The sequence below is a fragment of the Streptomyces sp. NBC_01775 genome, assembly GCF_035917675.1.
Taxonomy (GTDB): domain Bacteria; phylum Actinomycetota; class Actinomycetes; order Streptomycetales; family Streptomycetaceae; genus Streptomyces.
Genome location: NZ_CP109104.1, coordinates 8,253,718 through 8,280,609 on the forward strand (window position 1 = coordinate 8,253,718; position 26,892 = coordinate 8,280,609).

At 72.5% G+C, this 26,892-nt stretch carries 23 protein-coding genes, 5 tRNA genes and 2 pseudogenes; 19 read left to right on the forward strand and 11 right to left on the reverse strand.

The window, feature by feature from the left end; all coding sequences use genetic code 11:
• Together OHB04_RS36430 and OHB04_RS36435 are read right to left on the reverse strand one after the other, a co-directional pair.
• Nucleotides 1–247: pseudogene (locus OHB04_RS36430) on the reverse strand (DUF4158 domain-containing protein); the annotation flags it as partial.
• 253 nt (nucleotides 248–500) lie between these two features.
• Entirely contained in the window at nucleotides 501–1,181 is a 681-nt protein-coding gene (locus OHB04_RS36435) for a lysophospholipid acyltransferase family protein (RefSeq protein WP_326693079.1), read from the reverse strand.
• 274 nt (nucleotides 1,182–1,455) lie between these two features.
• Between OHB04_RS36435 and OHB04_RS36440 the strand changes: the two genes are divergently transcribed.
• The 3 genes from OHB04_RS36440 (at nucleotide 1,456) to OHB04_RS36450 (ending at nucleotide 3,883) form a co-directional block, all read left to right on the forward strand.
• A complete protein-coding gene (locus OHB04_RS36440; RefSeq protein WP_326809134.1) occupies nucleotides 1,456–2,628 on the forward strand; it encodes a glycerophosphodiester phosphodiesterase in 1,173 nt (390 codons plus the stop codon).
• 104 nt (nucleotides 2,629–2,732) lie between these two features.
• A complete protein-coding gene (locus tag OHB04_RS36445) occupies nucleotides 2,733–3,398 on the forward strand; it encodes an RNA polymerase sigma factor (protein ID WP_326691911.1) in 666 nt (221 codons plus the stop codon).
• Nucleotides 3,389–3,883, forward strand: coding sequence for a GNAT family N-acetyltransferase (locus OHB04_RS36450; protein WP_326691912.1), 495 nt, complete (start codon nucleotides 3,389–3,391; stop codon nucleotides 3,881–3,883). The genes OHB04_RS36445 and OHB04_RS36450 overlap by 10 nt, the downstream gene beginning before the upstream one ends.
• An 80-nt stretch (nucleotides 3,884–3,963) precedes the next feature.
• On the opposite strand, the gene OHB04_RS36455 is transcribed toward OHB04_RS36450, so the two are convergent.
• Both OHB04_RS36455 and OHB04_RS36460 read right to left on the reverse strand, forming a co-directional pair.
• Nucleotides 3,964–4,422, reverse strand: coding sequence for a hypothetical protein (locus OHB04_RS36455; protein WP_326691913.1), 459 nt, complete (start codon nucleotides 4,420–4,422; stop codon nucleotides 3,964–3,966).
• The gene (locus OHB04_RS36460; RefSeq protein ID WP_326691914.1) at nucleotides 4,415–4,786 is read right to left on the reverse strand and encodes a hypothetical protein; all 372 of its coding nucleotides are present in this window, start codon (nucleotides 4,784–4,786) and stop codon (nucleotides 4,415–4,417) included. Before OHB04_RS36460 ends, OHB04_RS36455 begins: the two co-directional genes overlap by 8 nt.
• 71 nt (nucleotides 4,787–4,857) lie before the next feature.
• On the opposite strand from OHB04_RS36460, the gene OHB04_RS36465 reads away from it, so the two are divergent.
• The 9 genes and pseudogenes from OHB04_RS36465 to OHB04_RS36505 all read left to right on the forward strand — a co-directional run bounded on the left by OHB04_RS36465 (nucleotide 4,858) and on the right by OHB04_RS36505 (nucleotide 17,945).
• A complete protein-coding gene (locus tag OHB04_RS36465; RefSeq protein ID WP_326691915.1) occupies nucleotides 4,858–5,511 on the forward strand; it encodes an HAD-IA family hydrolase in 654 nt (217 codons plus the stop codon).
• A 464-nt stretch (nucleotides 5,512–5,975) separates the two neighbouring features.
• Nucleotides 5,976–7,067, forward strand: coding sequence for a methionine ABC transporter ATP-binding protein (locus OHB04_RS36470; RefSeq protein WP_326691916.1), 1,092 nt, complete (start codon nucleotides 5,976–5,978; stop codon nucleotides 7,065–7,067).
• Nucleotides 7,064–7,723: pseudogene (locus OHB04_RS36475) on the forward strand (methionine ABC transporter permease); the annotation flags it as partial. The gene OHB04_RS36470 and the pseudogene OHB04_RS36475, both read left to right, overlap by 4 nt.
• A gap of 54 nt (nucleotides 7,724–7,777) precedes the next feature.
• A complete protein-coding gene (locus tag OHB04_RS36480) occupies nucleotides 7,778–8,587 on the forward strand; it encodes a MetQ/NlpA family ABC transporter substrate-binding protein (protein WP_405807231.1) in 810 nt (269 codons plus the stop codon).
• A gap of 141 nt (nucleotides 8,588–8,728) precedes the next feature.
• Nucleotides 8,729–9,403 (forward strand): GNAT family N-acetyltransferase, encoded by a 675-nt coding sequence (locus OHB04_RS36485; RefSeq protein WP_326809135.1) that lies wholly within the window; start codon nucleotides 8,729–8,731, stop codon nucleotides 9,401–9,403.
• A gap of 151 nt (nucleotides 9,404–9,554) precedes the next feature.
• Nucleotides 9,555–10,796 (forward strand): precorrin-6y C5,15-methyltransferase (decarboxylating) subunit CbiE, encoded by a 1,242-nt coding sequence (gene cbiE, locus OHB04_RS36490; protein ID WP_326809136.1) that lies wholly within the window; start codon nucleotides 9,555–9,557, stop codon nucleotides 10,794–10,796.
• 256 nt (nucleotides 10,797–11,052) lie between these two features.
• A complete protein-coding gene (gene cobT / locus OHB04_RS36495; protein WP_326809137.1) occupies nucleotides 11,053–15,459 on the forward strand; it encodes a nicotinate-nucleotide--dimethylbenzimidazole phosphoribosyltransferase in 4,407 nt (1,468 codons plus the stop codon).
• Nucleotides 15,460–15,778: 319 nt separating this feature from the next.
• Nucleotides 15,779–17,056: a uroporphyrinogen-III C-methyltransferase gene (gene cobA / locus OHB04_RS36500; protein WP_326691920.1), complete on the forward strand. Its 1,278-nt coding sequence runs from the start codon at nucleotides 15,779–15,781 to the stop codon at nucleotides 17,054–17,056.
• A 43-nt stretch (nucleotides 17,057–17,099) separates the two neighbouring features.
• Nucleotides 17,100–17,945 carry a TrmH family RNA methyltransferase gene (locus OHB04_RS36505; protein WP_326691921.1) on the forward strand — a complete coding sequence of 282 codons (846 nt, stop codon included), beginning with the start codon at nucleotides 17,100–17,102 and terminating at the stop codon, nucleotides 17,943–17,945.
• A gap of 61 nt (nucleotides 17,946–18,006) precedes the next feature.
• Here the strand turns inward: OHB04_RS36505 and OHB04_RS36510 are convergent, their stop codons facing one another.
• Nucleotides 18,007–19,446: a serine/threonine protein kinase gene (locus OHB04_RS36510; protein WP_326691922.1), complete on the reverse strand. Its 1,440-nt coding sequence runs from the start codon at nucleotides 19,444–19,446 to the stop codon at nucleotides 18,007–18,009.
• Nucleotides 19,447–20,118: 672 nt separating this feature from the next.
• Here OHB04_RS36510 and OHB04_RS36515 point away from each other — a divergent pair.
• From OHB04_RS36515 to OHB04_RS36525, 3 genes are all read left to right on the forward strand, one after another.
• Entirely contained in the window at nucleotides 20,119–20,328 is a 210-nt protein-coding gene (locus tag OHB04_RS36515; protein WP_326691923.1) for a hypothetical protein, read from the forward strand.
• A gap of 473 nt (nucleotides 20,329–20,801) precedes the next feature.
• The gene (locus tag OHB04_RS36520; protein WP_442815038.1) at nucleotides 20,802–21,866 is read left to right on the forward strand and encodes a phosphotransferase family protein; all 1,065 of its coding nucleotides are present in this window, start codon (nucleotides 20,802–20,804) and stop codon (nucleotides 21,864–21,866) included.
• 71 nt (nucleotides 21,867–21,937) lie between these two features.
• Nucleotides 21,938–22,234 carry a TFIIB-type zinc ribbon-containing protein gene (locus OHB04_RS36525; RefSeq protein WP_326693082.1) on the forward strand — a complete coding sequence of 99 codons (297 nt, stop codon included), beginning with the start codon at nucleotides 21,938–21,940 and terminating at the stop codon, nucleotides 22,232–22,234.
• A gap of 67 nt (nucleotides 22,235–22,301) precedes the next feature.
• Here the strand turns inward: OHB04_RS36525 and OHB04_RS36530 are convergent.
• From OHB04_RS36530 to OHB04_RS36550, 5 genes are all read right to left on the reverse strand, one after another.
• A tRNA-Val gene (locus tag OHB04_RS36530) sits at nucleotides 22,302–22,376 on the reverse strand.
• A gap of 1 nt (nucleotide 22,377) precedes the next feature.
• Nucleotides 22,378–22,449, reverse strand: a tRNA-Val gene (locus tag OHB04_RS36535).
• 18 nt (nucleotides 22,450–22,467) lie between these two features.
• Nucleotides 22,468–22,542, reverse strand: a tRNA-Val gene (locus OHB04_RS36540).
• A 1-nt stretch (nucleotide 22,543) separates the two neighbouring features.
• A tRNA-Cys gene (locus OHB04_RS36545) sits at nucleotides 22,544–22,617 on the reverse strand.
• Nucleotides 22,618–22,651: 34 nt separating this feature from the next.
• Nucleotides 22,652–22,724: transfer RNA gene (locus tag OHB04_RS36550), tRNA-Gly, on the reverse strand.
• 124 nt (nucleotides 22,725–22,848) lie between these two features.
• On the opposite strand from OHB04_RS36550, the gene OHB04_RS36555 reads away from it, so the two are divergent.
• From OHB04_RS36555 to OHB04_RS36565, 3 genes are read left to right on the forward strand one after another with little or no spacing between them, the layout of a single operon-like run.
• A complete protein-coding gene (locus OHB04_RS36555; protein ID WP_326809138.1) occupies nucleotides 22,849–23,940 on the forward strand; it encodes a chorismate-binding protein in 1,092 nt (363 codons plus the stop codon).
• 46 nt (nucleotides 23,941–23,986) lie between these two features.
• Nucleotides 23,987–24,808, forward strand: a complete 822-nt coding sequence (locus OHB04_RS36560; protein ID WP_326691925.1) for an aminotransferase class IV — start codon at nucleotides 23,987–23,989, stop codon at nucleotides 24,806–24,808.
• A 52-nt stretch (nucleotides 24,809–24,860) separates the two neighbouring features.
• Entirely contained in the window at nucleotides 24,861–25,736 is an 876-nt protein-coding gene (locus OHB04_RS36565; RefSeq protein WP_326809139.1) for a GNAT family N-acetyltransferase, read from the forward strand.
• Nucleotides 25,737–25,766: 30 nt separating this feature from the next.
• On the opposite strand, the gene OHB04_RS36570 is transcribed toward OHB04_RS36565, so the two are convergent.
• Nucleotides 25,767–26,282 carry a DsbA family protein gene (locus tag OHB04_RS36570; protein WP_326691927.1) on the reverse strand — a complete coding sequence of 172 codons (516 nt, stop codon included), beginning with the start codon at nucleotides 26,280–26,282 and terminating at the stop codon, nucleotides 25,767–25,769.
• A 103-nt stretch (nucleotides 26,283–26,385) separates the two neighbouring features.
• On the opposite strand from OHB04_RS36570, the gene OHB04_RS36575 reads away from it, so the two are divergent.
• Entirely contained in the window at nucleotides 26,386–26,883 is a 498-nt protein-coding gene (locus OHB04_RS36575) for a hypothetical protein (protein ID WP_326691928.1), read from the forward strand.
• Nucleotides 26,884–26,892 lie beyond the last annotated feature (9 nt).

Genomic DNA, 26,892 nt, shown 5'->3' on the forward strand with positions numbered 1-26,892 from the left:
CGCGGCCAGGTGCTCCACCACCGGCCACGGCACGGCTAAGGGGTCCTCCAGGAACAGCCCGATGTACCTCACCGTGCACATCTGAAGGGTGAAGCCGAGGCGACTGTGGTCACCACGCCGCTTCGCGATCAGCTTCCGGGCCTCGTCATCGAGGAAGAAGACCCGTTCCAGCTCAGGTCTCGTCGGCTCATCCGCGAAACGATCCGAACGCGGTGGCCTGCTCATCAGTCAAAAATTCCACGGGCATACCGCGGTGACCAGCCGCGGTGAGCGAACGTGGATCTTCCGCTGAACACCCCCGACGAGCCGATCATGTGTGCTAAACGATCAAGATCAAGTGCTTGGCGCTCATGGCTGTCCCCAAGGCCGGTGACCACGACGGTTGGAGTCCGGGGCGGTGCTGGAACCGGGGCAATCCGGCCCCGGGGTGCGGAGCGCTGGCGCTGACGGGCTCCGGCAGGCTCCGCCGTCGGACATCCCGCCGTCGTGGCGGGAAGAAGCTACGCGGCCTTCGCCTTGGTGGCGTAGATGTCCACGTACTCCTGGCCGGACAGGCGCATCACGTCGCTCATGACCTCGTCGGTCACGGCGCGCAGCACATAGCGGTCGCGGTCCATGCCCTCGTAGCGGGAGAAGTCCAGCGGCTCACCGAAGCGCACCGCGATCCGGCGACCGCCGCCGATCTTGGGCAGGCCCTTGCCGCCCGGCTGCACCGCGTCGGTGCCGATCATGGCGAACGGCACCACCGGGGCGCCGGTCATCAGGGCGAGCCGTGCGATCCCCGTACGGCCGCGGTACAGCCGCCCGTCGGGGGAACGGGTGCCCTCGGGGTAGATCGCGAAGAGGTTGCCCTCCTCCAGTACGCGCCGCCCGGTCATCAGGGCCGCGACGCCGCCGCGTCCGCCGTCCCTGTCCACCGGGATCATGCCGACGCCGGTGAAGAACCAGGCCATCAGACGGCCCTTGAGGCTCTTGCCGGTGACGTACTCGTCCTTGCCGATGAAGAAGACCTGGCGGGTGGTGACCAGCGGCAGGATCATCGAGTCGATGAACGTGAGGTGATTGCCCGCGAGGATCACCGGGCCCGAGCCAGGGATACGGTCGGCCCCTTCGACCTTCGGCCGGAACAGCACGCGCAGAAGCGGGCCGAGCACTGCCTTGATCAGCCGGAAACGGGACAACGGACCCTCCGCCCAGTCGGTATCGGTCATGCGCACAGGTACGCAGATGAGGACGATACTCGCCGCTACCGGTGAGTTGCACACCGGGTTCATTGCACCGATACGAAGAATTGACGTGGATTACGCCCCTATTGCGCACGCGAACGTCCTCCATCAGACGCGTGTTTCCCTCGTGTTCCGTCTTATGTCTCCCAGCCGCCGTGCACCCGGTCCTACGATCAGCCCGACGTTTGGCAGGTGCCGGTCATCGGTGCCACGGAGTTGAGGAGAGCCCATGGAACAGGAGCAGCAGCCGGGCCGCAGAACCCTGCTCGGGGCGGCGGTACTGGGCGCGGCGAGCGCGGGCACGGTCGCGCTGGGCGCCGGCACGGCGCACGCGGCCGGCGGCGAGGCCCCGGCGGGGCGCTCCCGTGACCGGCACGGGCACGGCGAACTGCCCTTCCCCGCCGTCATCGCCCACCGCGGCACCAGCGGCTACCGCCCCGAGCACACCCTCGGCTCCTACCAGCTCGCCCTCGACATGGGTGCCGACGTCATCGAGCAGGACCTCGTCCCCACCAAGGACGGGCACCTGGTGTGCCGTCACGAGAACGACATCACCGCGACGACCGACGTCGCCGACCGGCCCGAATTCGCCTCCCGCAAGACCACCAAAACGGTTGACGGAGCGAAGCTGACCGGCTGGTTCACCGAAGACTTCACCCTCAAGGAGCTGAAGACGCTGCGCGCCAAGGAGCGCATCCCCGCGCAGCGCCAGCACAACACGCTCTACAACGGCCGCTGGGACGTGCCCACCTTCCAGGAGGTCCTCGACTGGGCCGAGGAACAGGGCCGCCGCCGCGGGCGTCGCGTCTGGCTCCATGTGGAGACCAAGCACCCGACCTACTTCACCAAGCTCGGCCTCGGCCTGGAGAAGCCCCTCGCCAAGCTGCTGCGCCGCTACGGCCGCCACAAGGCGCACTCCCCGAACTTCGTGCAGTCCTTCGAGCCCAGCAGCATCGAAAAGCTGGGCAAACTGGTCGACTGCCCCGGCGTCGTCCTGCTCGGCGGGCTCACCACGCGCCCCTGGGACTTCGTGGAGTCCGGCGACCCGCGTACCGTCGCCGACCTCGTCAAGCCCGAGGGGCTCAAGTGGATCGCCGGGTTCGCCCAGGGCATCGGGCCCACCCTCGAACTCGTGATCCCGCGCAACACGGACGGCACCCTCGGCGAGCCGACCACCCTTGTGAAGGACGCGCACGCGAAGAAGCTGCTGCTGCACCCCTACACCGTGCGCAATGAGAACACCTTCCTGCCCGTCGACTTCCGCAAGGGCGAGGACCCCAACGCCTACGGCGACGCGTTCGGCGTCTTCAAGCGCTACTTCGCCACCGGCATCGACGGCCTCTTCTCGGACAACTGCGACACCGCGCTCCTGGCCGCCGAGGAGTTCCGGGACAAGGACTGATCCGCAGCCGGTACCCGCCGCGAGCGTGCGGCCGTCCGCACGCTGGAGAGTGACGCGCCGCCCGCTCCGCAACCACGGAGCGGGCGGCGCGCGTGCAGCGGCGTATGACGGAACCCACCATGCTGGACCCGCGTCTGCGCGCGCTGCTGCACGCCGAGTGCTCGGCGGAGGCCGCTTCACACCCGGGTACCGAGGCTGAGGATCTGCGGCAGAGCGTGTGGCTGCGCTGGCTGGAACACCTCGGCGGACATGGCACCCCCGCCGAGCCCGCCGCCTGGCTGCGGGCCGCCGTCCGCGCGGAGGCCGACGCCGCGCGACGCGCGACGCGTGAGCCCCCGCCGGAGCGTCGGCCGGCCCGCCGGGCGCCCTGCCAGCGACGGGTCACCGCCGCAGACGGAAGAGGCGACACCGCGAGCGACACCGAGGCGCCGCTGCTGGCCGCCGAACGGCGCCGCGCGCTGACCGAAGCGGTCACGCGGCTGCCGGGCCGCTGCCCCGCGCTGCTGCGCGCCATGCTGGCCGGAACAGACCCCACATACCCGGAAATCGCCCGTGAGTTGGGAATGTCACAGGGCAGCCTGGGTCCGCTGCGTTCCCGTTGTCTGGAATGCCTGCGCAGAATGCTCGCGGCGGAGGTTGCACCACCTGAAGTTGGGGGAAGGGTGCGAGAGGCAACCGGCGTCACCAGGGCGGACAGCACGGGCGCGACACCCTCACTCTCGCGTGCCCGCGCGCACACAATTTGGGGAGGCATGCGCACATGGGAATGAGCGTGACCATCTCTGCGGCGAGCGAGCACGACGCCGAACAGATACTGAAGCTGCAGTACCTCTGCTTCCAGAGGGAAGCCGAGCTGTACGGCGATTACCGCATCGAACCGTTGGTCCAGACGCTGGAGGACTTCCGCGCCGAACTGGGACACAGCTGTGTGCTCGTGGCCCGGCTCGGCGAAGAGGTGGTCGGCTCCGTGCGTGCCGTCGTCGACGACGAGGGCACCGCCCGGATCGGCAGACTGTGTGTGCACCCCCGGCTCCAGGGGCACGGGCTCGGCGGGCGGCTGCTGGCCGCCGTCGAGAACCGCCTCGTCGCCGAGTTCGCCGCCAAGCGCTACCGGCTGGTGACCGGCAGCCGGAGTGAGGGCAGTCTCCGCCTCTACCGCAAGTCCGGCTACGCCCAGGTCGGCACCGAACTCGACCGCCAGGTCACCTTGGTGGCCCTGGCCAAGGAAGCCACCACGTACGCCACCAGCGCGTAGGCCGTGCGGGGCGACGCCGATGCCGGTCGATGCCGTACTCAGCGGGGCCGAACGCGCCTCGTGGAGTACGGCATCGCCGGTCAGGCGGTGGTCGGACGAGCGCCGTCGCGGCGGGCGGAATTCCCGCGCCGCAGCCACAGCAGCCCCGTGACGGGCAGCACCACCGGCAAGAACAGATAGCCCATTCCGTAGTCCGACCAGACCGTGGCGTCGGGGAAGGCGGAGGGCTCGACGAGGGTCCAGGTGCCGACGGTGAGGACCCCGAGCAGTTCGAGCGCGCAGCAGGCGAGAGCCGCCTTGCGGGCGCCTTCGCCGCCGCGCACGAGCGAGAGCGTGATGAACGCGTACACCAGCGCGGCCACGGCCGACAGGACGTAGGCGAGCGGCGCCTCGTCGAAGCGTGTCGAGAGCTGGACGATGGAGCGCGAGGCGGCGCCCACCGTGAAGATGCCGTACAGCGTGACCAGAAGCTTGCCCGGCCCGCTGCTGATGCCCCCGCGCGAGGTCGCGGGGGCGGCGTCCGGCGGCGTCTCAGGCACCGGTGCCGCCTCCCCAGATGTCGTGGAGCCGCACCTGGAGCACCGCCAGTACGACGGCGCCGGCCACCACCGTCAGCGAGCCCCATTTGGTGCGTTCCGTCAGCGAGATCAGTCCCACCACCGGCACGCACGCGACGACACCGACCAGGTACGACACGAAGATCACCGCGCCGTCCGCCGGGTCCTGCCCGCGGGCGAGCTGCACGATCCCCACCACGAGCTGCGCCAGCGCGAGAACCGTCACCACGGCCATGCCGATGAAGTGCCAGTCCTTGGTCGGCTGGTCGCGGTACGCCGCCCAGCCGCACCACGCGGCCAGCGCGAGCGCTGCCACGGCGAGCGTGACCGTCAGGGGGGTGAGCATGGACAGGAGTCTAAGAGGGCGCTCCGGGCCGCCGGCGCGCGCCCCCGAACGCCGTCGTACGCTGGCGCATCATGAAGATAGAAGCCCCCGTGACCCTGCTGTTCGACAACGACGGCACCCTGCTGTCCTCCATGGAATCGGTGCTCCGCTGCTGGACCGCCTGGGCCCAGGAGTTCGGGATCAGCGCCGAGGACTTCGCCGCCGTCGAGCTGCACGGCCGCCCGGCGGCCGACATCGTCGCGGATCTGCTCCCGCCCGCGCGTGTGCCGGAGGCGGTCGGGCGCATCGGCGAGCTGGAGGTCGAGGACGTCGCGAACGGCGGTGCCGTTCCGCTGCCCGGAACCGCCGAGCTGCTGGCCTCGCTGCCCGAGGGAAGCTGGGCCGTCGTCACCTCCGCGACCCGCGAGCTGGCCGAGGCCAGGCTGCGCGCGGTGGGTATCGAGGCGCCACTGGTCATCGCCGCCGACGACATCACGCGCGGCAAACCCGATCCCGAGCCCTACCTGCTGGCCGCCGAGAAGCTGGGCGCCGACCCCGCCCGGTGCGTGGTCTTCGAGGACGCTCCGGCCGGGCTGGAGGCGGGCCGCAGGGCCGGCATGCGGACAGTGGGGCTGGTCACGACCCACCCCCGGGAGGAGCTGCGCGCCGACGTGGTGGTCCCGAACCTCTCCGCCGTCTCGGCGCAGATCACCGCCGCCGGTGTGGCGCTCACCGCAGCCGACTGACGGCTCACGGCGCGGAAGGCCGGGCGAGGCCCCGGTTGGGCGGGGGTGTCCACGGCCATGTCCATCATGCGGACAACGGCCTCCGCATCACCCGCGCCGTCTGCTTTACTGAACAACATGAACACGACGAGCTGCCGCACCCTTGCGACCGACGCGGAATACGCGCCGGGTGCTCGTTGTCTGCGTATGCGTGACTTGCCGCGTACCGCGCGGCGAATGTGTGCCCGCTGAGGGCCCCTGCCTGAGCTGACCGAGGCGATTCGCGCCCCGAAGCGAGTCAACGCCCGCGCACTCCGCACCGTCCCGGAGCAGAGCCCCGCCGCCACCGGCGGCAGCCCCGACCCCACCGCACGCCGCGGTCGTGTGGCTGCGCTCTGCCCGCCTCGCGGTGGCACGCTTCACCGCGCGCGCCCCCTCAAGAGCTACGTAAGCGCTCATCCCACCAACACCCACGGAATCTTCCTGTGATCACGACTAAGGACCTGACGAAGGTCTATCGCACCCGGGACCGAGAAGTCACCGCACTGGACGGCGTCGACCTGCACGTCCGTCCGGGCGAGGTCTTCGGCGTCGTCGGCCAGAGCGGCGCCGGCAAGTCCTCCCTCATCCGCTGCGTGAACCTGCTGGAGCGCCCCACCTCGGGCACCGTCACCGTCGACGGCCAGGAGCTGACCGCACTCCCCGGCAGCAGCAAGCGCGCCGGCCAGGAGCTGCGCCAGGCCCGCGGCCGTATCGGCATGGTCTTCCAGCACTTCAACCTGCTCTCCTCACGCACCGTGCTCGGCAACGTCGAGCTGCCGCTGGAGATCCTCGGCCACTCCGGCCAGGAGCGCACCCGCAAGGCCAAGGAACTGCTCGACCTGGTCGGCCTCGCCGAGAAGGCGGGCTCCTACCCGGCGCAGCTCTCCGGCGGCCAGAAGCAGCGCGTCGGCATCGCCCGCGCGCTGGCGGGCGACCCCAAAGTGCTGCTGTCCGACGAGGCGACCTCGGCGCTCGACCCCGAGACGACCCGCTCCGTGCTCCGGCTGCTGCGCGACCTGAACCGGCAGCTCGACCTGACCGTGCTGCTGATCACGCACGAGATGGAGGTCGTGAAGGCCGTGTGCGACTCGGCGGCCCTGATGAAGAGCGGCCGTATCACCGAGTCGGGCACCGTCCCCGAGCTGCTCGCCACGCCCGGCTCCGAGCTGGCCCGCGAGCTGTTCCCGGTCGGCGGGGTGCCCTCGGCGCCCGGCCGTACGGTCGTGGACGTCACCTTCCACGGCGAGACCACCACGGAGCCGGTGATCTCCAAGCTGTCGCGGACCTACAACGTCGACATCTCCATCCTCGGCGCCGCCATGGACACCGTCGCCGGCAAGCAGGTCGGCCGTATGCGCATCGAGCTGCCCGGCAGCTTCGAGGACAACGTCGTACCGATCGGCTTCCTGCGCGAGCAGGGCCTGACCGTAGATGTGGCCGCCGTGGCCGGATCGGCCGCCGAACCCGCGCCCGCAGCCGGGGCCACCACCCCGGGCCCTGATGAGGACGCACGTGTCGAGGAGAGTGCCAAGTGAGCTGGTCCGAAATACAGCCGCTGCTGTCCCAGGGCTTCCTGGACACCCTCTACATGGTCGGCTTGTCCGCGCTGATCGCCCTGCTCGGCGGTCTGCCCACCGGTGTGCTGCTCGTGCTCACCGACAAGGGCGGCATGCTCCAGAACGCGGCCGTCAACAAGGTCGTGGGCGCGATCGTGAACGTCGGCAGGTCGCTGCCGTTCATCATCTTGCTGATCGCGCTGATCCCCTTCACCCGCGTCGTCGTCGGCAGCTTCATCGGCCCGACGGCCGCGATCGTCCCGCTCGCCATCGGAGCGATCCCCTTCTTCGCACGGCTGGTCGAGACCGCCATCCGCGAGGTCGACAAGGGCCTGGTCGAGGCAGTGCAGGCCATGGGGGGCGGCACGCCCACGGTCGTCTTCAAGGCCCTGCTCCCGCAGGCGCTGCCCTCCCTGGTCGCCGGTCTGACCACGACGATCATCGCGCTGATCGGATACTCGGCGATGGCCGGGACCGTCGGCGGCGGCGGCCTGGGATCGGTCGCGGTGCAGTACGGCTACCAGCGCTTCGAGACCAGCGTGATGATCGCCACCGTCGTCGCCCTGATCGTCGTCGTCACCGCGGTGCAGATCGTCGGTGACGCCGTCGTCCGCGGCCTGGCCGCACACCGGGGCGGCGGCGCCGACGGCGCGGGCCGTCGGCTGGCGCGCCTGGGCAGGGCCCGCACCGTGGCCGTCGCCGCTGCGGTCATCGTCCCGCTCGCGCTGATCGGCTACGGCCTCGGCTCCGGCGGTGACGACAAGCAGACCCTCAAGGTCGCCGCCTCGCCCACCCCGCACGGCGAGATCCTGGACTACGTCGAGAAGCACCTCGCCAAGAAGGAGGGGCTCAAGCTCGAAGTCCGGAAGTTCAACGACTACGTCGTCCCCAACACCGCCACCGAGAGCGGCGAGGTCGACGCCAACTTCTTCCAGCACAAGCCCTACCTCGACGACTTCAACAAGAAGAAGAACACCCACATCAAGCCCGTGGTCAACGTCGAGCTGGAGCCGCTGGGGCTCTACTCCAAGAAGGCCAAGAGCCTCAAGGACCTCACCGCGGGCAAGACCGTGGCGCTGCCCAACGACAGCACCAACGAGGGCCGGGCCCTGCACCTGCTGGCCGACCACGACGTGATCGAGCTGAAGTCCGGGGCCGGTGCCGAGGCCACGCTCGGCGACGTCGCCGACGCCAAGGGCCTGAAGTTCAAGGAACTGGAGGCAGCTTCCGTGCCCCGCGCGCTCGGTGACGTGGACGCCGCGGTCATCAACGGCAACTACGCCGTCGACACCGGCCTCAACCCCTCCAAGAACGCCCTGATCGCCGAGAAGGTCAAGAACAACCCCTACACCAACTTCCTCGCGGTCAAGGACGGCAACCAGGACGACCCCCGCGTCAAGAAGCTGGCCAAGCTCCTGAACTCCGACGAGGTCAAGCACTTCATCGAGCGCAAGTACAAGGGGGGCATCGAACCCGTCTTCGGGCATGTGGGATCGTGAACCCCGGGACCTGAGCCGGGGAAGTCCCCGTATCGACAAGTCTCTTGAACGGCGCCGGGCACCCTCGCCAGGAGGGGCCCGGCGCTGCACATCCAGGTGCTGATGCTGCATGCTGTGCACCCCGACGTGTATGGAGCGCGCATGACCTCGACCTTCCCGGACATCTCGATCAGCACGGACCGGCTCGTGCTGCGCCCGTTCGAGGAAGAGGACATCCCCGCACTCACGGAGATGATGGCCGACGACCAGATCACCGCCTGGATGGCGCAGCCCGTGCCCTACACAGAGGCCGTGGCGAGGCGCTTCATCACCCGCCGCGCACCCATGCTGCGCGGCAGCGGCCAGGGCATCGTCTTCGCGGTCACCGAGTTCCTCACCCAGCGCCTCGTCGGCATCGTCGCCCTGCACGGCACCGACTGGCGGGTCCTGTCTGCGGAGGCCACCTACGCCACCGCCTCCTGGGCCAGGGGCGAGGGCTACGCCTCGGAGTCCATGCTCGCGCTCGCCCAGTGGCTCTTCCAGGACCAGAAGTTCGAGCGCATGGAGCTGCGCACCCCCGCCGACAACACAGCGGCCCAGCAGGTCACCCAGAAGCTCGGCTGCATCAGCGAGGGCGTGCTGCGCAACGCCTGGATAGCGCGCACCCGCACCGAAGGCTGGGGAACCCCCCGGCCCGAGGCCGGGGGAGGCTGGGCCGAGATCCGCACCGACCTCATCGTCTGGAGCCTGCTGCCCGAGGATCTCGACGGCGCCTTCGAGCAGTTGGCCGAGGCCGGCGGCTACGCCCCCTACCCCGACTGGGCCCAGCGGGACTGACATCGCGCTCCTTGACGCGCCCTCCATCCCCTGGCACGCCGGGTGACCGGATGGGCACCCCAGGTACCGGAGGACCCGAGTGGCGGAACAGGGGTACCCTCAGTGGGCCCCGACCTGCGATGAGCCCAGACCAGCCAGGAGACACGCACCCATGGCCGACCGCGTCACCGTGATCGGGTGGGACGGCTCGCCGCTGACCGACGTCGCCCGCTCGGCCCTCGCCGCGGCCACGCTCGTCGCCGGAGCCGCACACCACCTGGCCCTGCCCGAGGTGCCCCCGCACGCCGAACGCATCCGGCTCGGCAGCGCCTCCCTCGCCGCCCGCCGCATCGCGCGGCACCGCGGCTCGGCCGTCGTCCTCGCGGACGGCGACCCCGGCTTCTTCGGCGTCGTCCGCACCCTCCGCGCCCCTGAACACGGCCTGGAGGTCGAGGTCGTCCCCGCCGTCTCCTCCGTCGCCGCCGCCTTCGCGCGCGCCGGCATGCCCTGGGACGACGCCCAGCTCGTGGTGGCACACTCGCGAACCCTGCGCCGCGCGGTGAACGTCTGCCGCGCGCACAACAAGGTCGCCGTCCTCACCTCGCCGGGTGCGGGCCCCGCCGAACTCGCGCTGCTGCTCACCGGAGTCCACCGCACCTTCGTCATCTGCGAGGCCCTCGGCACGGACCGCGAGGAAGTCACCGTCCTCACCTCCGACAAGGTCGCCGACCACACCTGGCGCGACCCCAATGTCGTCATCGTGGTCGGCGGCACGGGCGCCGGCGCCGCCACCGGCACCACACAGGGCAGCGGCTGGCTCGCGGGACACGACGTCGGATACCCGCCCGCCGTACGGGGCTGGGCCCTGCCGATGGCCGAATACGCCGGCCAGTCCGCCGAGGCCACCGGCGGCGCCAGGGCCGGCGAGTCCGCCCAGCTGCGCGCCGCCCAACTCGCCAGGCTGGGGCCGCGCATCGGCGACCTCGTGTGGGACATCGGCGCCGGCAGCGGGGCCCTGGCCGTCGAGGCCGCCCGCTTCGGCGCCGCCGTGATCGCCGTCGACGCCGACGCGGACGCCTGCGCCCGTACCTACGCGGCGGCCCGGCGCTTCGGCGTCCAGCTGGAGCCGGTGCACGGAGTGGCACCCCACGTCCTGGAGGATCTCCCGGAGCCCGATGTGGTGCGCGTAGGCGGCGGGGGAGTGGTGACGGTAACCGCCGTCGCCGACCGCCGTCCCGCCCGTATCGTCACCCACGCGGGCACCCGGGACGAGGCCGAGGCACTCGGCAGGGCGCTCGCCGAGGGCGGTTACGCCGTGGAGTGCGCGCTGCTCCAGTCGGTGGAGCTGGACACCGAGGAATGGGCGGAAACTGAACGGGCCGTTGTGTTCCTGCTGTCCGGTGTCCGTATCTGAATCTCTGTGATTCGCTCCATGACGAACCCCGACGAAGTGCGGTTTCTCTCCTACCCATGGCCAGCGGGACACTCTGTGCCCGGTAGGCTGATGGACTGTTGTGCCACCGTTCGGGGTTGACGGTTCGTCCGTCATTGTCCGAATGGTGTAGGCGGAGGCACGTGCCGCACCGAGTGCGTGCTCGTTCTTCATCTACGGGGTGCGGCGGTCCGTCCGCCGGGTTGGAAGGAGCACTAGCGATGGGCGAGGGGAACGCATGACTGACACCGGTCAGGTCCCGGGAGAGGGGCTGCCGGAGAACGCAGGCGGGCAACAGCAGGAGGGACAGCCGGGTGTTCCGGCCTCCGGCACCTACCCCTTCGCCGACCCGGCCGACGGCATCGGCGGCGCAGCCCCCGCACCCTCCGCCCAGGAGTCTCCTCTTGCTCAAGAACCCCCTCTTGTCCAGGATCCTCCCCTTGTCCAGGATGATGAGGACCTGCTGCTGATGCCCGGAGCCCAAGGCGCCTGGAGCGAGCAGCAGGCGGTGCAGAGCCAGCCCATGCCCGGCGGGCCCCAGCAGCAGACGCGGCAGTCGCAGGCCGCCGAGCAGGGGTATGCGGGGCAACAGCCGGTGTACGGCGATCACCAGCAGCAAGTGCCCTACGCAGCGGCCGGACCGGAGTTCGCCGGCCAACCGCAGCCGGACGCCTACGCGTACGACCCGCACACGCAGGCCCAGACTGCTGCGCAGGCGCAGGGCGGTCCCGCTCAGCAGCCGCTCCAGGAAGGGCAGTTGCCGCAGGAGGTGCCGTACGCGCAGGACGCCGCGCACGCCCAGGACCCCGCGTACGCGCCAGGAGCCGGCCACGCCCAGGAGAGCGCGGCGTACGCGCAGGGCGAGCAGTTCGGCGAGCAACCCGGTGGCCGGCCCGCGCAGTCCGTCCCGCAGCCGCAGGACGCGTCGGCCGTCCCGCAGCCGGGCCCGGACCCGGTTCCGGTATCGGCGCCGGGCCCGCACGAGGCCGACGGCCGCGACTCGGGTTCCATCGACCTCACCGCTGTCCGCACGCCCCAACAGCCGCAGCCGGCCCAGGCGTCCGCGCAGAGCAGCACGCCCAGCCACGGCACCCGGCGCCCCCTCCACCTCGGTCCGCCGGTGCCCGAGCAGTCCGGCACCGTTCGCCCGCTCTCCGACCGGGGCCCCGCGCCCACGTCCCCCGCGCAGCCCGCGCCTGCTTCCGCTCCGACGACGGAGCAGGCTGCCACCCCGGCGGCGGCCCAGCCCCAGCCCGGCGCGGCACCCCAGGAGGGTCAGGGACAAGACCCGGCCCAAGACCAAGGGCAGGTCCAGGAGCAGGGAGACCAGGGCCAGGCTCAGCCCGAGGCGCAGTCCCAGTCCTCGGCCCAGCCCCAGCCCCAGGCCCAGGAGTCCGCCCCCGCACCGGAGGCGCAGCAGACGGAGGCCCCGCAGCAGGCGGCCCCGGCGGAACAGCAGCCCGTGGACCCGCAGATGGCCGCGCCCGCTGTCATGGACCCGCAGAGCCCTGATCAGCAGGAAACGGCTCAGCCCGCCCCCGCGCAGGCGGACAGCGCCGCGGCCCAGCAGGCAGCGGGACAGACGCAGCAGGTCCCGTCGGCCGAGGGCGGCGAGCAGGGCCCGCAACAGACAGAGCCGGAATACCTCGACGTACCGCAGGCCGACACGTCGTCGGCCGAGGAGCCGTTGCCGGGCCCCCAGCTCGGTGAACTCCCGCCGCAGCGCGACCTGCGGACGGCTCAGCAGCCGGCCGCCCAGGACGTGGCGGCTCCCGCCGAGGTCAGGGAGGGACCAGCAGAAACGGTCGCTCCGGCGCAGGCACCCGCTGCCGGGACCCCGGAAGCCGAGAGCGCTCCGGTCCCGGCCGCGCCGGAGGCCTCTGCGGTCCCCGACGCGACGGAGGCTCCTCTTCAGGCCCCGCAGGGCACCGAAGGCGCCGCGGAACCGCAGGAGACCACGGAGGCTACGGAGCCCGCCGAGTCCCCCGAGCCGACCGAGGAGCCCGTACGCCACGGCCCCATCGAGGTCTCCGCGAGCGGTGAAGCCGTCCCGCAGGAAGCAAGGGAAGTACAGGAAGTACAGGAAGCGCAGGACGTCGTGGCGTCGGCCAACGACACGGTGCCCGCACCGCGCCAGGAGGCCCAGCCCCAGGCCCTCCCGACCGTGCCCGCCCAGGCAGGCGAGCCCGAGTCTCGCACCGACGCGGCCGTACCCGCCTCGGCGGCGCCTCCCATAAACGCGGAAACGGACCAGCTAGACCCGGAAACGGACCAGCCGACGCCCCACCAGGAGGCCACGCCCGGCACCGACGCGGGCGCGGGAGCCACCGAGCCCGCCGCCGGGCCCGAGGCCCACATCCCCGAGCAGGCGACTGCCCCCGCCTCCGCACCTGCCCAGCCCGCTCCTTCCGGCGAAGCGACCGAGGTCCCGCAGACCGCGCCCGCAGCCGAGGGCGAGCCCGAGCCCGAGCCCGTTCCCGAGGCGACGGCCACCGCCGAAGCGTCCCCGGAAACCCCGGATTCCCCGGAAACCCCTGCCGCTCCGGCGCCCCAGGAAGCCGTCCCGGCCGAGACGGCGGAGACAGCCGTCGGCGCCGACGAGGCCACCCCGGCCACCCCCGAAGCCCTGGCCACCCCCGAAGCCCCGGCCACCGCCGAAGCGGCAGCCACCAGTGAGGCCGCAGCCACCAGTGGAGCGACCCCCGCCAACGACGAGGGCGCACCCGCAAACATTGAGGGCGCACCCGCCGACCACGAGGGCGCGCCCGCCAGCGGACAGGGCGCACCCGCAAACGATGAGGGCGTCACCGCCGACGACGCAGCCGTCCCCGAAACGGAGCAGGACTCAGACGTGCCCCCGGCCCCGCTGGACAGCGGCGCCGAGGCCCCGCAGCCGCAGGCCCCCGTGGGTGAGCCCGCACCCGGGTTCGCCGAGGCCGAGCGCGAGGCCGTGCACCGGCTCATGCGCGAGCGCCGCGACATCCGCAACGGCTTCAGGCCGGACCCGATCCCGCACGAGGTGCTGCTCCGCGTCCTCGAGGCGGCCCATACGGCGCCCAGCGTCGGCCACTCACAGCCGTGGGACTTCGTGGTCATCCGCTCCGAGGAGACCCGGCGCACCATGCACGAGCTGGCACAGCGCCAGCGGGAGGCGTACGCCAAGTCCCTGCCCAAGGCGCGTGCGAAGCAGTTCAAGGAAATGAAGATCGAGGCCGTCCTCGACACTCCCGTCAACATCGTCGTCACGGCCGACCCGACGCGCGGCGGCAGGCATACCCTCGGCCGTCAGACCCAGCCGCAGATGGCTCCGTACTCCTCGGCGCTCGCCGTGGAGAACCTCTGGCTCGCAGCGCGCGCCGAGGGCCTGGGCGTGGGCTGGGTGAGTTTCTTCGACGAGCGAGAGATGGTCCGGGCGCTGGAGCTGCCCGAGCATCTGGAGGTCGTGGCGTATCTGTGCGTCGGATACGTCGACGAATTCCCGGACGAGCCCGAGCTGATGCAGGCCGGATGGTCCAAGCGCCGCCCGCTGTCGTGGGTCGTCCACGAGGAGTCCTACGGCCGCCGCGCGCTGCCGGGATCCGAGCCGCACGGCATGCTCGCCGAGACCCTCGGCGGAATCCGGCCCCTGGACGCCAAGGCGCTCGGCGAGGCGTGGGAGCGGCAGAAGCGGATGACCAAGCCGTCCGGCGCCCTCGGGATGCTGGAGATCATCTCCGCGCAGCTGTGCGGGCTGTCCCGCAAGTGCCCGCCTCCCGTGCCCGAGCCCGCCGCTGTCGCGATCTTCGCGGGTGACCACGGTGTGCACGCGCAGGGCGTCACCCCGTGGCCGCAGGAGGTCACCGCGCAGATGGTGGCCAACTTCCTGGGCGGCGGCGCCGTGTGCAACGCCTTCGCCAACCAGGTCGGCGCCGAGGTGTGCGTCATCGACGTCGGCGTGGCCACCGAACTGCCCGCCACCCCCGGCCTGTTGCCCCGCAAGGTCCGCGCCGGGACGGCCGACATGACGGCGGGGCCCGCGCTGACCCGCGAGGAGGTCGAGCGCGCCGTCGAGGTCGGCATCGAGACGGCCCGCGACCTGGTGGCGGCGGGCAACAAGGCTCTCCTCACCGGGGAGATGGGCATCGCCAACACCACCGCCTCCGCCGCCCTCATCTCCGCCTGCACCGGCGCCGACCCGAGCGAGGTCACCGGGCGCGGCACCGGCATCAACGATGAGACCCACGCACGCAAGGTGGAGGTCGTACGCCGCGCGCTCGACCTGCACCAGCCGGACCCGGCCGACGCCCTCGGTCTGCTGAGCGCGTTCGGCGGGCTGGAGCACGCGGCGATGGTCGGCCTCATCCTGGGCGGCGCCTCGCTGCGTACCCCGGTGATCCTGGACGGCGTCAGCGCGGGTGCCGCCGCTCTGGTCGCCCGCTCCCTGGCGCCGGAGGCGCTCGCGGCCTGCGTCGCGGGCCACCGCAGTGCCGAGCCCGGCCATGTCGCGGCGCTCACCAAGCTGGGCCTGCGCCCGTTGGTCGACTTGGACCTGCGCCTGGGCGAGGGCACCGGAGCGCTGCTGGCCCTCCCGATGGTGCAGAGCGCCGCGCGGGCCATGCACGAGGTGGCCACCTTCGACGCGGCAGGCGTCACAGGAAAGGACTGACGCCCGCCGGGCCGCGCGCGTCAAGGCAGCGGAGGGCCGGGGGAGGGACACGCTCCTTTCCCGGCCCGCCCGCTTTCCCCGGTCTCCGCTCGCCCGGCCCGGCCGCCGTCCCGTTCCTCCGCCTGCCGGTGGCCTCCGCCTTCCCGGGCCTCCGCCCGCGCGGGGCGCGCAGGGCCGTCCCCGTTCCCGTGACCTGCGAAACAGCCCCCGCCGCGCACTCCGCATAAGCTGTATCGCACCGGCTGTACCCCCGTCCCCGGCCGCTCCACCGCCGCAGCGGCGTCATCACGCACCACCTCCCGACAAGGATGCCGCCCTGATGCCCGAGACCCCCGCCTACCCCGTCGGACTCCGTCTGGCCGGACGCCGCGTAGTCATGGCCGGCGGCGGCACCGTCGCCCAGCGCCGGCTGCCCGCGCTGCTCGCGGCGGGCGCGGACGTCACCCTCATCGCCCCCGAGGTCACTCCCTCCGTCGAGGCGATGGTCAAGGCCGGAGAGATCACCTGGGAGCGCAGGACATATCAGGACGGCGATCTCGAAGCGGCCTGGTACGCGCTGGCCGCGACCGACGAACCCGCCGTCAACGCCGCCATCGCCGCGGAGGCCGAGGCCCGCCGGGTCTGGTGCGTACGCACCGACGACGCCGACGAGGGCACCGCCTGGACCCCGGCGACCGGCCGGACCGACGGGGTCACCGTCGCCGTCCTCACCAGCGGGGCCCCGGGCGCACCGCAGGGCGCGGCGGGCCGTGACCCCCGCCGTGCTGCCGCCGTGCGCGACGCCGTCGTCGCCGGACTCAGCGACGGCACCCTGGTCGCCCGCCGCAACCGGCCCCGTACCCCCGGCGTCGCTCTGGTCGGCGGCGGCCCCGGCGACCCCGACCTGATCACGGTGCGAGGCCGCAGGCTGCTGGCCGAGGCCGATGTTGTCGTCGCCGACCGCCTCGGCCCCCGCGACCTGCTGGACGAACTCCCGCCGCACGTCGAGGTCATAGACGCCGCCAAGATCCCCTACGGCCGCGCCATGGCACAGGAGGCCATCAACGCGGCGCTGGTCGCCCACGCCAAGGAGGGCAAGGCCGTCGTCCGCCTCAAGGGCGGTGACCCCTTCGTCTTCGGACGGGGCATGGAGGAGGCCGAACAGCTCGCGGCCGAGGGCATCGAGGTCACCGTCGTGCCGGGCATCTCCAGCTCCATCAGCGTCCCCGGCGCCGTCGGTATCCCCGTCACCCACCGGGGCGTCGCCCACGAGTTCACCGTCGTCAGCGGCCACGTCGCGCCCGAGGACTCCCGCTCGCTGGTGGACTGGCCCGCGCTCGCCCGGCTGCGCGGCACGCTCGTGCTGCTGATGGCCGTCGAGAACCTCGGCGCCATCGCCGCGGCGCTGCGCACCCACGGCCGCCCCGACGACACCCCCGTCGCCATGATCCAGGAGGGCACGATGGCGACCGAGCGCCGCGTCGATGCCACCTTGGCGACCGCGGCGGACCGCGCGGCGGCCGAGGGCGTACGTCCCCCGGCCGTCATCGTGATCGGCGACGTGGTCGGCGTCGGCCCGGCCGCACCGGCGGCCCCGGATGCCGGTACGCGTCGGTAACGGCGGATTGGCACTTCGGGTACGACAAGGCAGTATCGGGCGTGTGGCTACAGCATCCTCCCCCGGAGCACCCCCAGGAACCCCGGCCGGAAGGCTCCTCACCGTCGACGACCCCGACGACCCGCGCCTGAGCGACTACACGGGGCTCACCGATGTCGAGCTGCGGCGCAAACGCGAGCCGGCCGAGGGGCTGTTCATAGCCGAGGGCGAGAAGGTCATCCGCCGTGCCCGGCACGCGGGCTACGAGATGCGCTCGATGCTGCTGTCCGCCAAGTGGATCGACGTCATGCGCGACGTCATCGACGAGGTGCCGGCCCCGGTCTACGCCGTCAGCCCCGAGCTGGCGGAGCGCGTCACCGGATACCACGTGCACCGGGGCGCCCTCGCCTCCATGCAGCGCAAGCCGCTGCCCGAGCCGGGGGAGCTGCTCACCACGGCACGCCGCATCGTGATCATGGAGTCGGTCAACGACCACACCAACATCGGCGCCATCTTCCGCAGCGCGGCGGCCCTCGGCATGGACGCCGTCCTGCTCTCACCGGATTGCGCCGACCCGCTCTACCGCCGTTCCGTGAAGGTCTCCATGGGCGCGGTCTTCGCCGTCCCCTATGCCCGGCTCGAGGACTGGCCACGCGGCCTGGAGACGGTACGCGACGAGGGCTTCCAACTGCTCGCGCTCACCCCCGACGAGAAGGCCGTACCGATCGACGCCGCCACAGCGGACGCGGAGGGCCGTACGGCACTGCTGCTGGGCGCCGAGGGCGACGGGCTCTCCACCCGCGCGCTGATGGCGGCCGATGAATGGGTCCGCATCCCCATGGCGCACGGCGTCGACTCCCTCAACGTGGGCGCGGCGGCGGCGGTCGCCTTCTACGCGGTGACGCGGTGACTCAGCGACTCGGTGACGCGGCGGAGGTGGCACACGCCGGAGACGGGGAGCGCGGGCCCGCCTAGCGCTCGTCGTCCTGCTGCGGTGCCGAAGCGGGCAGCCGCTTGAAGTGCTCGCCCATTCCCCGGGGCGGCCCCTCGCAGCCCTGTGCGGCGGCGATGGCCAGCGCCACCAGCAGCGTCACGGTCACGAAGACGACGAGTCGCTGGCGCAGCAGCCGCCGCTTGCGGGCCGCCGGACTGCGGCCGTTGCCCGGCCGCTGGGACATGGGCCGCTTCCCCGAGGGCCGGCCGCCGCTGTTTCCGCTCGCGCCGGTGGCGGGCTGTCTCCCGCTGCCGGTTCTGCCACTGCTGTCCCCGCGGGGCGGCGGGGGACCGGAGGAGCGCCGGGACGGGCGTCCGGTGCCCGCACGCACACCGGTTCCCTCCTCGTAGCCGTCCCTGGCCGGGCGGGGAGTACGCGGTGTCGAGGCGCGCGGCGAGCTCGCCGTGTCCTCCCGCCCCCTGCCCCCGGCGGTCCGCCGGGGGCGCTGCTGCGCGTGATCCGGTGTCCGCCGCTCGGCCGCCACCCGGCTCTGCCGGACGGCGGGCGCGGGCCGCACACCGGTGCCCGGCCGCTCCCCCGGGCCCGGGAGCCAGCCGCCGCCGAGCGTCGCGGTGTCGCCGCCTTCCGAGAGGCCGCGCGCCTCACGCGCCGCGATCTCCTTGAGACGCAGCGACAGCTGAAGCGTGCTCGGCCGGTCCTCGGGCGACTTCACCAGACATGCCTTCACCAGCGGTGCGAGCGCCGCGTGCACCTCGTGCAGATGTGGCTCCTCGTGCACGACGCGATAGAGCATGACCTCCGAACTGCCCTGCCCGAACGGGGAGTCGGCCGTCGCGGCGTAGGCCAGCGTGGCACCGAGCGCGAAGACATCGGTGGCGGGCGTCACCGCGGCGCCCCGCACCTGCTCGGGCGAGAGGAAGCCGGGCGAGCCCACCGCGGTGCCCACATGGGTGAGGGTGCTCGCCCCCGTCGCCCAGGCGATGCCGAAGTCGATGATGCGCGGGCCCTTCGGCGACAGCAGGATGTTGGACGGCTTCAGATCCCGGTGGACGACGCCCGCCTCGTGCACCGCGACCAGGCCCTCGGCCAGCGCCGCGCCGATCGAGGCGACCTGCGCGGCCGGCAGCGGGCCGCCCTCGTTGACCTTGTCCTGGAGCGAGGGACCGGGGACGTACTGGGTCGCGAACCACGGCCGGTCGGCGTCCAGATCGGCCGCGACCAGCCGGGCCGTGCACCCGCCCCGGATCCGCCGAGCGGCCGACACCTCGCGGGCGAAGCGCGAACGGAACTCCTGGTCCTCCGCGAGGTCCGGCCGGATCACCTTCAGCGCGACCCGCTGTCCGCGCCGGTCCGAGCCGAGATACACGACGCCCATGCCGCCGGCCCCCAGGCGCCGGTGGAGCCTGAACGAGCCGACGACTCGCGGGTCCTCGCGCCGGAGCCGCATCATCGCCATGTTCGTTCCCCTACCTCCGGTGTCCGGTGGGGGATGAACCCCACCCCGCTGACCGGTCCGTCCGACGACCACAGCTTACGGACTGCCGTCGCATGGCGACGATAGGCCGCGCACGCCGCGCCAGATGGAATGTCAGAGCCCGGTGGAAGACTGGAAGTCGGCTGGGCGCGCCGGGCCGCGCGCCCGTACGCCCCCTGCCCAGCAGGCCCAAGGCCCGGCGGCGGCGCGGGGTTTGACGGGACGAAGGACGCCGGCGGGGCGAGCGTCACGGAGCCACGGAGATCCCCTTGCGCGCGGTAGCGGCCCCCTCCGGGAGCGAGCTGCCGAAGTGAGCGAAGTCACCCGGGAATCCTCACCCGGCGGCAGCCGCGAGAGGCGCGCCGGCCGGTGCACGCGCTGCCCATGCGCGGGAGCCTCGGTCGCTCGCTGACCTGCGACGGGGGCCTTCCTCTGGGTACCCCCTGGGGGAAGACCCCAGGAAAGACGAACCCGCCTCCACCCTGGGGAGTAGCCGACGCCGTGTCACGTCATCCTGGGGGAGGCCCAAGAGTCGGTACGCGCGCATGACGCCGCGGTTCGCGCCGGTCCCTAATGTTGTGGTCAAGCGGCGGGCGCAGCACTCGTCCCCCGAGGTCAGACGTCCGCCGCCCCAGACCACGACAGGAGCGGATCATGGCGCACACCGCAGGGCGCACGTCGCCCAGAGGACAGGGAAAGCTGGCGGCCCTGGCCGCCCTCGGCACCCGTCCGGGTGGCCGTCGGCATCCGCTGGTGGCAGCCGCGATGGTCTTGCCACTGGCGCTCCTGCTCGGCTTCATCACAGGCTGGGGCCAGATGGTGGCCACACAAGCGTCGTCCGTGGCCGGAATGCTGGGGTCCTGAGCGGACCCCGGGCCCGGTGGAGCGGACCGGGTCGGGGACTTCCGGCTAACAACCCCGTGGGGACGGGGGTGCGGCGGACGGCACGAGGCCCGGGTAGCTGGGGAGCTACCCGGGCCCTCACGCGTTCCGCCCTCTCCGGCACGCCGCCTTCGGGACCTCCCACCCGGCCCCAACGCCGCTTGCCCGCCTCCAACCTGCCTGCTGCCCGGCCTCGGGCGACATCAGGCCGCAACCGGGCACCGGCCACTGTGCCCGCCGCCGCTTCGACCGAGCTGGAGCCGACCGGGGGATGCCGTTGCTCCGGGCACGGCGCAGCTGTGGCGCGCCACCGTGCTGCGTGGGCCCACCCCGGCCGACGCCTGCCCCGTTCGCGTGTCAGGCCTTGCGGTGGACACCGCACCGTACGGCGTACGCTCCCGAGGTGGCGGTGTGGCCGTTCGTCCGCCGCGTTCGTCCCGACCTCCGGAGCGCCCGTGTCCTCTCGACCATCTCCAGGTGACCGTGCGCTGCTTCTGCGGGAGCTTGCGGAGTGTGCTGCCGGGCCGGGGGGCGACGGCGAGAGCGTGGAGGTGCTGGCCGAGCGGGGGGACGTGTGCGTCCTGCGGGTGGGCGGTGTGGTCGTCAAGGCGCACGCGCCGGAGGCGACGCCCGAAGATCTGCATCCCCGGCTGGCGGTCGCAGGTCAGGCGGCATACCGCGGCATCCTGTTGCCGCCCGAGGGCGGGCGAGGACCGGTGTCGCTGGCCGGCAGCGGCAGGCTCGCGAGTCTGTGGGGGTACGGGTCGCCCGTGGACCCCAAAGCCCCGGCCGCCGCTCCCTGGGAGGCGGCCGGCACCCTGCTGGCGCGGCTGCACGCCGCACCGGCGCCTGCCTCCTTGCCACCCATGCGCGGCCCGGCCAAGGCGGCGCGGGCCCTCGCGCGCATGCGGGGCGCGGTATCGGTGAGCGCGGCGCACACCTACCCCGAGGCCGCCGAAACCGTTGAGCGGGCCTGGGCGGCGCTGCCGGGCTGGTGCAGGGACGAGGCCCCGCCGCGCCACGCCACCACCGTGTGCCACGGCGACTTCCACCTCGGACAACTCGTCAGGCACCCCGCGCCCGACGGCCCCTGGCTCCTCATCGACGTCGACGACCTCGGCCTCGGCGATCCGGCCTGGGACCTGGCGCGGCCCGCGTGCTGGTACGCGACGGGCCTCCTCGCGCCCGCCGAGTGGGAGCGATTTCTCGCCGCCTACACAGCCACCCGCCGGGCACTCGCCACCCGCCGCCCGCTCGCCGGTCCCCGCACCGACGACCAGGACCCCGCCTCCGCCTCCGCCTCCGCCCCCGGACCCGGGCTCGACGGCCAAGGGGACCCCTGGCCGTATCTCGACGCCCCCGCCCGTGCGTTGACGGTGCAGACCGCCGCGCTCGCCGTCGCCAAGGCCCGTACCGAGGCGCGCGCCCTGGACGAGGCCGAACAGGCGTGTATCGAGGCGTGCGTCCGGATTGCCTCCCTTCGCACCCAGGCCGAACTTCCCGTGCCCCAGGGGCCGTAGTCTGGTGCGGCAGCACAACGACCGGGAGCCGGGAAGGCCGGGGGACCGGCGGAGAGAGGAAGCCGACAATGATGCAGTGTCCGAAGTGCGGTGCGCCCATGCACACCTACAACCGCAACGGCGTACAGATAGAACAGTGCTCCGGCTGCCGGGGAATCTTCCTCGACTACGGCGAGTTGGAGTCGATCACCCGGCTGGAAGCCCAGTGGTCGCAGCCCGGGCCCCCGCCGCCCGGCGGCCCGCAGTCCTACCCCGCCGCACCGGCCTGGGGCGCCCCTCACCAGGGTTCGCACGGCGGCCACCACGGGGGGCACCACGGCCACCACGGTCACAACAGGGGCTTCGGACGGATGCTCTTCTCCTCCTGATCCGACCCCAGGCCGCGGCAGCCCGCCGCACGAGAAGGGCCCCGGTCACAAGACCGGGGCCCATCGTTGGTGGACGATACTGGGATTGAACCAGTGACCTCTTCCGTGTCAGGGAAGCGCTCTCCCGCTGAGCTAATCGTCCGTGCGCGGTACTGGGATTGAACCAGTGACCTCTTCCGTGTCAGGGAAGCGCTCTCCCGCTGAGCTAACCGCGCGGAAGGCCCCGAGGGGCCTGGTGGACGATACTGGGATTGAACCAGTGACCTCTTCCGTGTCAGGGAAGCGCTCTCCCGCTGAGCTAATCGTCCTTGGAGGTGGAGACGGGATTTGAACCCGTGTAGACGGCTTTGCAGGCCGTTGCCTCGCCTCTCGGCCACTCCACCAAGCCATGAGGGCTCGGGAAGATCCCCCATGTCGAGCGGACGACCAGGTTCGAACTGGCGACCTCAACCTTGGCAAGGTTGCGCTCTACCAACTGAGCTACGTCCGCAGATGTCGTGCTCCGGTCCGCTTCCGCGACCCGGCGACGTGTTGAACTTTAGCGGATTCCCCGGCCAGCTCAAATTCCGTTTCCGCAGCGTGGCCGCCCCGACGCTCCCCATACACTCGCCAGCGTGTCCGATCTGACCCCGCTCGCCCGCTTCGGCGGACGCCTCGCCACCGACCTCCGCGACGTCACCAGTGACCCCGAGGCCCTCGACTCGACGGGCTGGTGGGCCGTCGTCGCCGACTTCGAGGGAGGTCTGCGCTGCGCCCGCTTCGGCGATGTACGCACCGCACCGGCCCTCGCGGCCCTGCCGGGACGCTGGCGCGGGCCCGCCGCCGACGCCTGGGGCAGCTCCCTGGACCGCGCCGCGTACACCGAGGGTGTGCGCCGTATACGCACCGCCATAGCCGCAGGTGACGTCTATCAGGCCAACCTCTGCCGCGTCCTGAGCGCGCCCCTGCCCGACCCCTCGCCCGCCGCCAGCGACATCGACCAGCTCACCGCCCGCCTCGCGCACGGCAACCCGGCCCCCTACGCGGGCACCGTCCGCCTCCCCGCCCACGGCGTCGAGATCGCCACGGCCTCGCCCGAGCTGTATCTGCGCCGCGCCGGGCGCGTCATCGAGTCGGGCCCCATCAAGGGCACGGGACGCACCGAGGCCGACCTCCAGGAGAAGGATCACGCGGAGAACGTGATGATCACCGACCTGGTACGCAACGACCTCGGCCGCGTCTGCGCCGTCGGCTCCATCACCGTCCCCGCCCTGTGCGCCGTGGAGCCGCACCCCGGGCTCGTCCACCTCGTCTCCACGGTGCGGGGCGAACTCACCGAGGCCGACGGGCGCGGCGCCGGCTGGGCCGGCCTGCTGGCGGGCACCTTTCCGCCCGGCTCGGTCACCGGGGCGCCCAAGTCCAGCGCCCTGCGGCTCATCCAAGAGCTGGAGCCCGCCGCGCGCGGGGCCTACTGCGGAGGCGTCGGCTGGGTCGACGCCGACCGCGGGACCGGCGAGCTGGCCGTCGGCATACGGACCTTCTGGATCGAGCGGGGTCATACCCGCCCTTTGCTGCGCTTCGGCACCGGCGCCGGGATCACCTGGGGCTCCGACCCGGAGGGCGAGTGGCGAGAGACCGAGCTGAAGGCATCCAGACTGCTCGCGGTAGCGTCGGGGGAGTACGAAGCGCGCGCACCCGGCACGGAACGGCAGCCACCTCCCCTGTGACAGGTGTGGCAGACCGGTTCCCATCGGCTCCTTGAGGTGAACAGCAGTGAAGATCTGGCTCGACGGCGGACTGCGGGACGCGCACAGCGCGCAGGTATCGGTGCTCGACCACGGACTGACGGTCGGCGACGGTGTCTTCGAGACGGTCAAGACCACCGACGGCACCGCCTTCGCCCTCACCCGGCACCTGAACAGGCTCGCCACCTCCGCGCGCGGCCTGGGCCTGCCCGAGCCCGACCTGGACGAGGTACGCCGCGCCTGTTCCGCCGTCGTCACCGCCAACCCCACGCCGCGCGGACGGCTGCGGATCACCTACACCGGAGGGCTCTCCCCTCTCGGCTCCGACCGGGGCGAGGCCGCCCCCACCCTCGTCGTCGCCCTGGACGAGGCCGGCCGGCGGCCCGACAGCACCTCCGTCATCACCGTCCCCTGGACCCGCAACGAGCGCGGCGCGGTGACCGGACTCAAGACGACCTCCTACGCCGAGAACGTGGTCGCCCTCGCCCGCGCCCGGCAACAGGCCGCCTCCGAGGCCCTGTTCGCCAACACCCACGGACAGCTGTGCGAGGGCACCGGCTCCAACGTCTTCGTCGTCCTCCAGGGCGAACTGCACACCCCGCCCCTCGCCTCCGGCTGCCTCGCCGGCATCACCCGAGCGCTGGCCGTGGAGTGGACCGGAGCGAAGGAGACCGAGCTGCCGATGGACGCGCTGGAGAGCGCCGAGGAGATCTTCCTGACCTCCACCCTGCGCGACGTCCAGGCCGTCGCGCGCCTCGACGGCCGTACGCTGCCCGGCGCACCGGGACCGGTCACCGCGAAGGCCATGCGCGTCTTCGAGGAGCGCTCGGCCGCCGACATCGACCCGTAGAGCCCGCGAAACGGGGGTGACGCGGGCCCCGGGCGCGGGGTAGAACCTCCCCGTGACGACCACCCTGCGCCCGACCGGGCCCGAGAGCCGCACCGCCGACGGCAGACGCTCACGGGACTACGAGATCCGCGTCAACTCCCGCCCCGTGGGCGCCGTACGCCTCCTCAGCCACGCCGACGGCGGCGGCCCGGCCACCGGGCGGATAACGGAGCTGAACGTCCAGCCGGGCGAGCGGCGCCGGGGGAGGGGCACCGTGGCCGCGCTGGCGGCCGAGGAGGTGCTGCGCGGCTGGGGCTGCGCCCGCGTCGAAGCATCCGTGCCGCTCGGCACCCGGAGCCTCGACGCCGGGGGCGACGAGGAGACGGCGCACGCGGGCCCGCACCTGATGGCCTCGCTCGGATACCGCGAGCGCAGCCGTCACATGATCAAGGAGCTGAGGGAGCGGCCCGGACTCCCGGAGGGCACCGCGGCCCGTGCCCTGACGGCCGGGGAGTTCGACGCGTGGTGGGACGCGGGCATCGGCGGCTTCATCGACGGTCTGCTCGAGCGGGGCCACACCCGCGAGGAGGCCGACGCCAAGTGCGAGGCCACCCGCGCCACCCAGCTCCCGGACGGTGCGACGACCGAAGGGGTCGCACTGCGCGTCCTCACCCACTCCGGGGCCGACGTGGGCTCGCTGTGGGTCAGCTTCCGACAGCTGCCGCGCCCCGACGTGGAGGCGTGGGTCTTCGACGTCGAGGTCGTCGAGGAACGGCGCGGCGAGGGCCACGGCCGCGCACTGATGCTGGTGGCCGAGCGGGAGTGCCTGGATGTGGGGGTGCGGCTGCTGGGCCTCAACGTCTTCACCGACAACCCCCGCGCCGAGCGGCTCTACACCTCGCTGGGCTACCGCACCGTGGAGCGCTACTTCGACAAGACTCTGCTGTGATCGCTGCCGTTCCGCTCAGGGGACCGATTCTCAGCGGCCGAGAAGCCGGTCGGCGATCTCCTCGACACGCTCCCGCAGGCCCTCCTGGCCCTTGCCGCCATCCAGCCGCTCACCGCCGATGACATACGTCGGCGTGCCCGTCACCCCGATCGCCTTGCCCTCCGCCTGGTCGGCGTCCACCGCCAGCAGGTGCCGCCCGTCGATCAGCGCCGTTTCGAATTCCTCCGCGTCCAGGCCCAGTTCGCGCGCGACCTCCAGCAGCAGTTCCTCACCCCGCTCGCCCAGCTCGCCGGTGCGCCCCAGCACGGCCTCGGCGTAGGCGTCGGCCCGGCCCTGCGCGTACGCCTCCTCGTACGCCTGCGCTGCCGCGTAGGCGTACTTGTGCTTCTCCAGCGGGAAGTGCCGCAGCCGGATCTCCAGCGCGTCCCCGTACCGCTCCCGCAGGGCACTCAGGTCGGGCTGGGCGCGGTGACAGTCGGGGCACTGCAGTTCGCACCACACGTCAAGGGCGGTGCCGGCGGGCCCGGCGGCGGTGGTTTCGTCCATAGGGCCAGTCTCTCAGCCCTGAGAACGGCATCCGACCCGGAGATGTCCCTGAACCGCAGCCCGGCCATGGCTCGGACCGCCCGAACGGTGACAGGATGGAGAGATGCTCACCACGACCGTCTGTGCCGCGCTCTCCGCCGCGGGCCTCGCTGTCGCCTTTCTGACGGCCTGGCGCCGCCGCTTCGTGGCCGCGACGCGTATCGCCGCCTTCTCGCTGCTGCCCGTCGGGCTGGCGATGTCGGGGCTGGCCGGTCTCGGTGGCAAGATCGGCAAGGCATTCGGCACCTGGGCGACCGACCTGGTGCTCAAGCCCACCGTGTGGGCCGGATTCGGGGTGCTGGCCTGCGCCTTCCTGCTCTACGTCATCGCCCGCGTGGCCGGTGGCAGGGCCTCGGCCGCCGGTCCTGGCCGCAAGGAGCGCCGCGCGGCGGCCCGCGCCGAGCGGCCCCGCGCCACGGAACCCGCCGCCGGAGCGCCGTCCCTGACCCCCGGCGCCTCCGTCGCCAGGACCCCGGCGGCCCAGGCCAAGAAGCCCGCTGCCTCCGGTGGCGGCGAGGACTTCGCCGACATCGAGGCCATCCTCAAGAAGCACGGCATCTGAGAGCCGTAC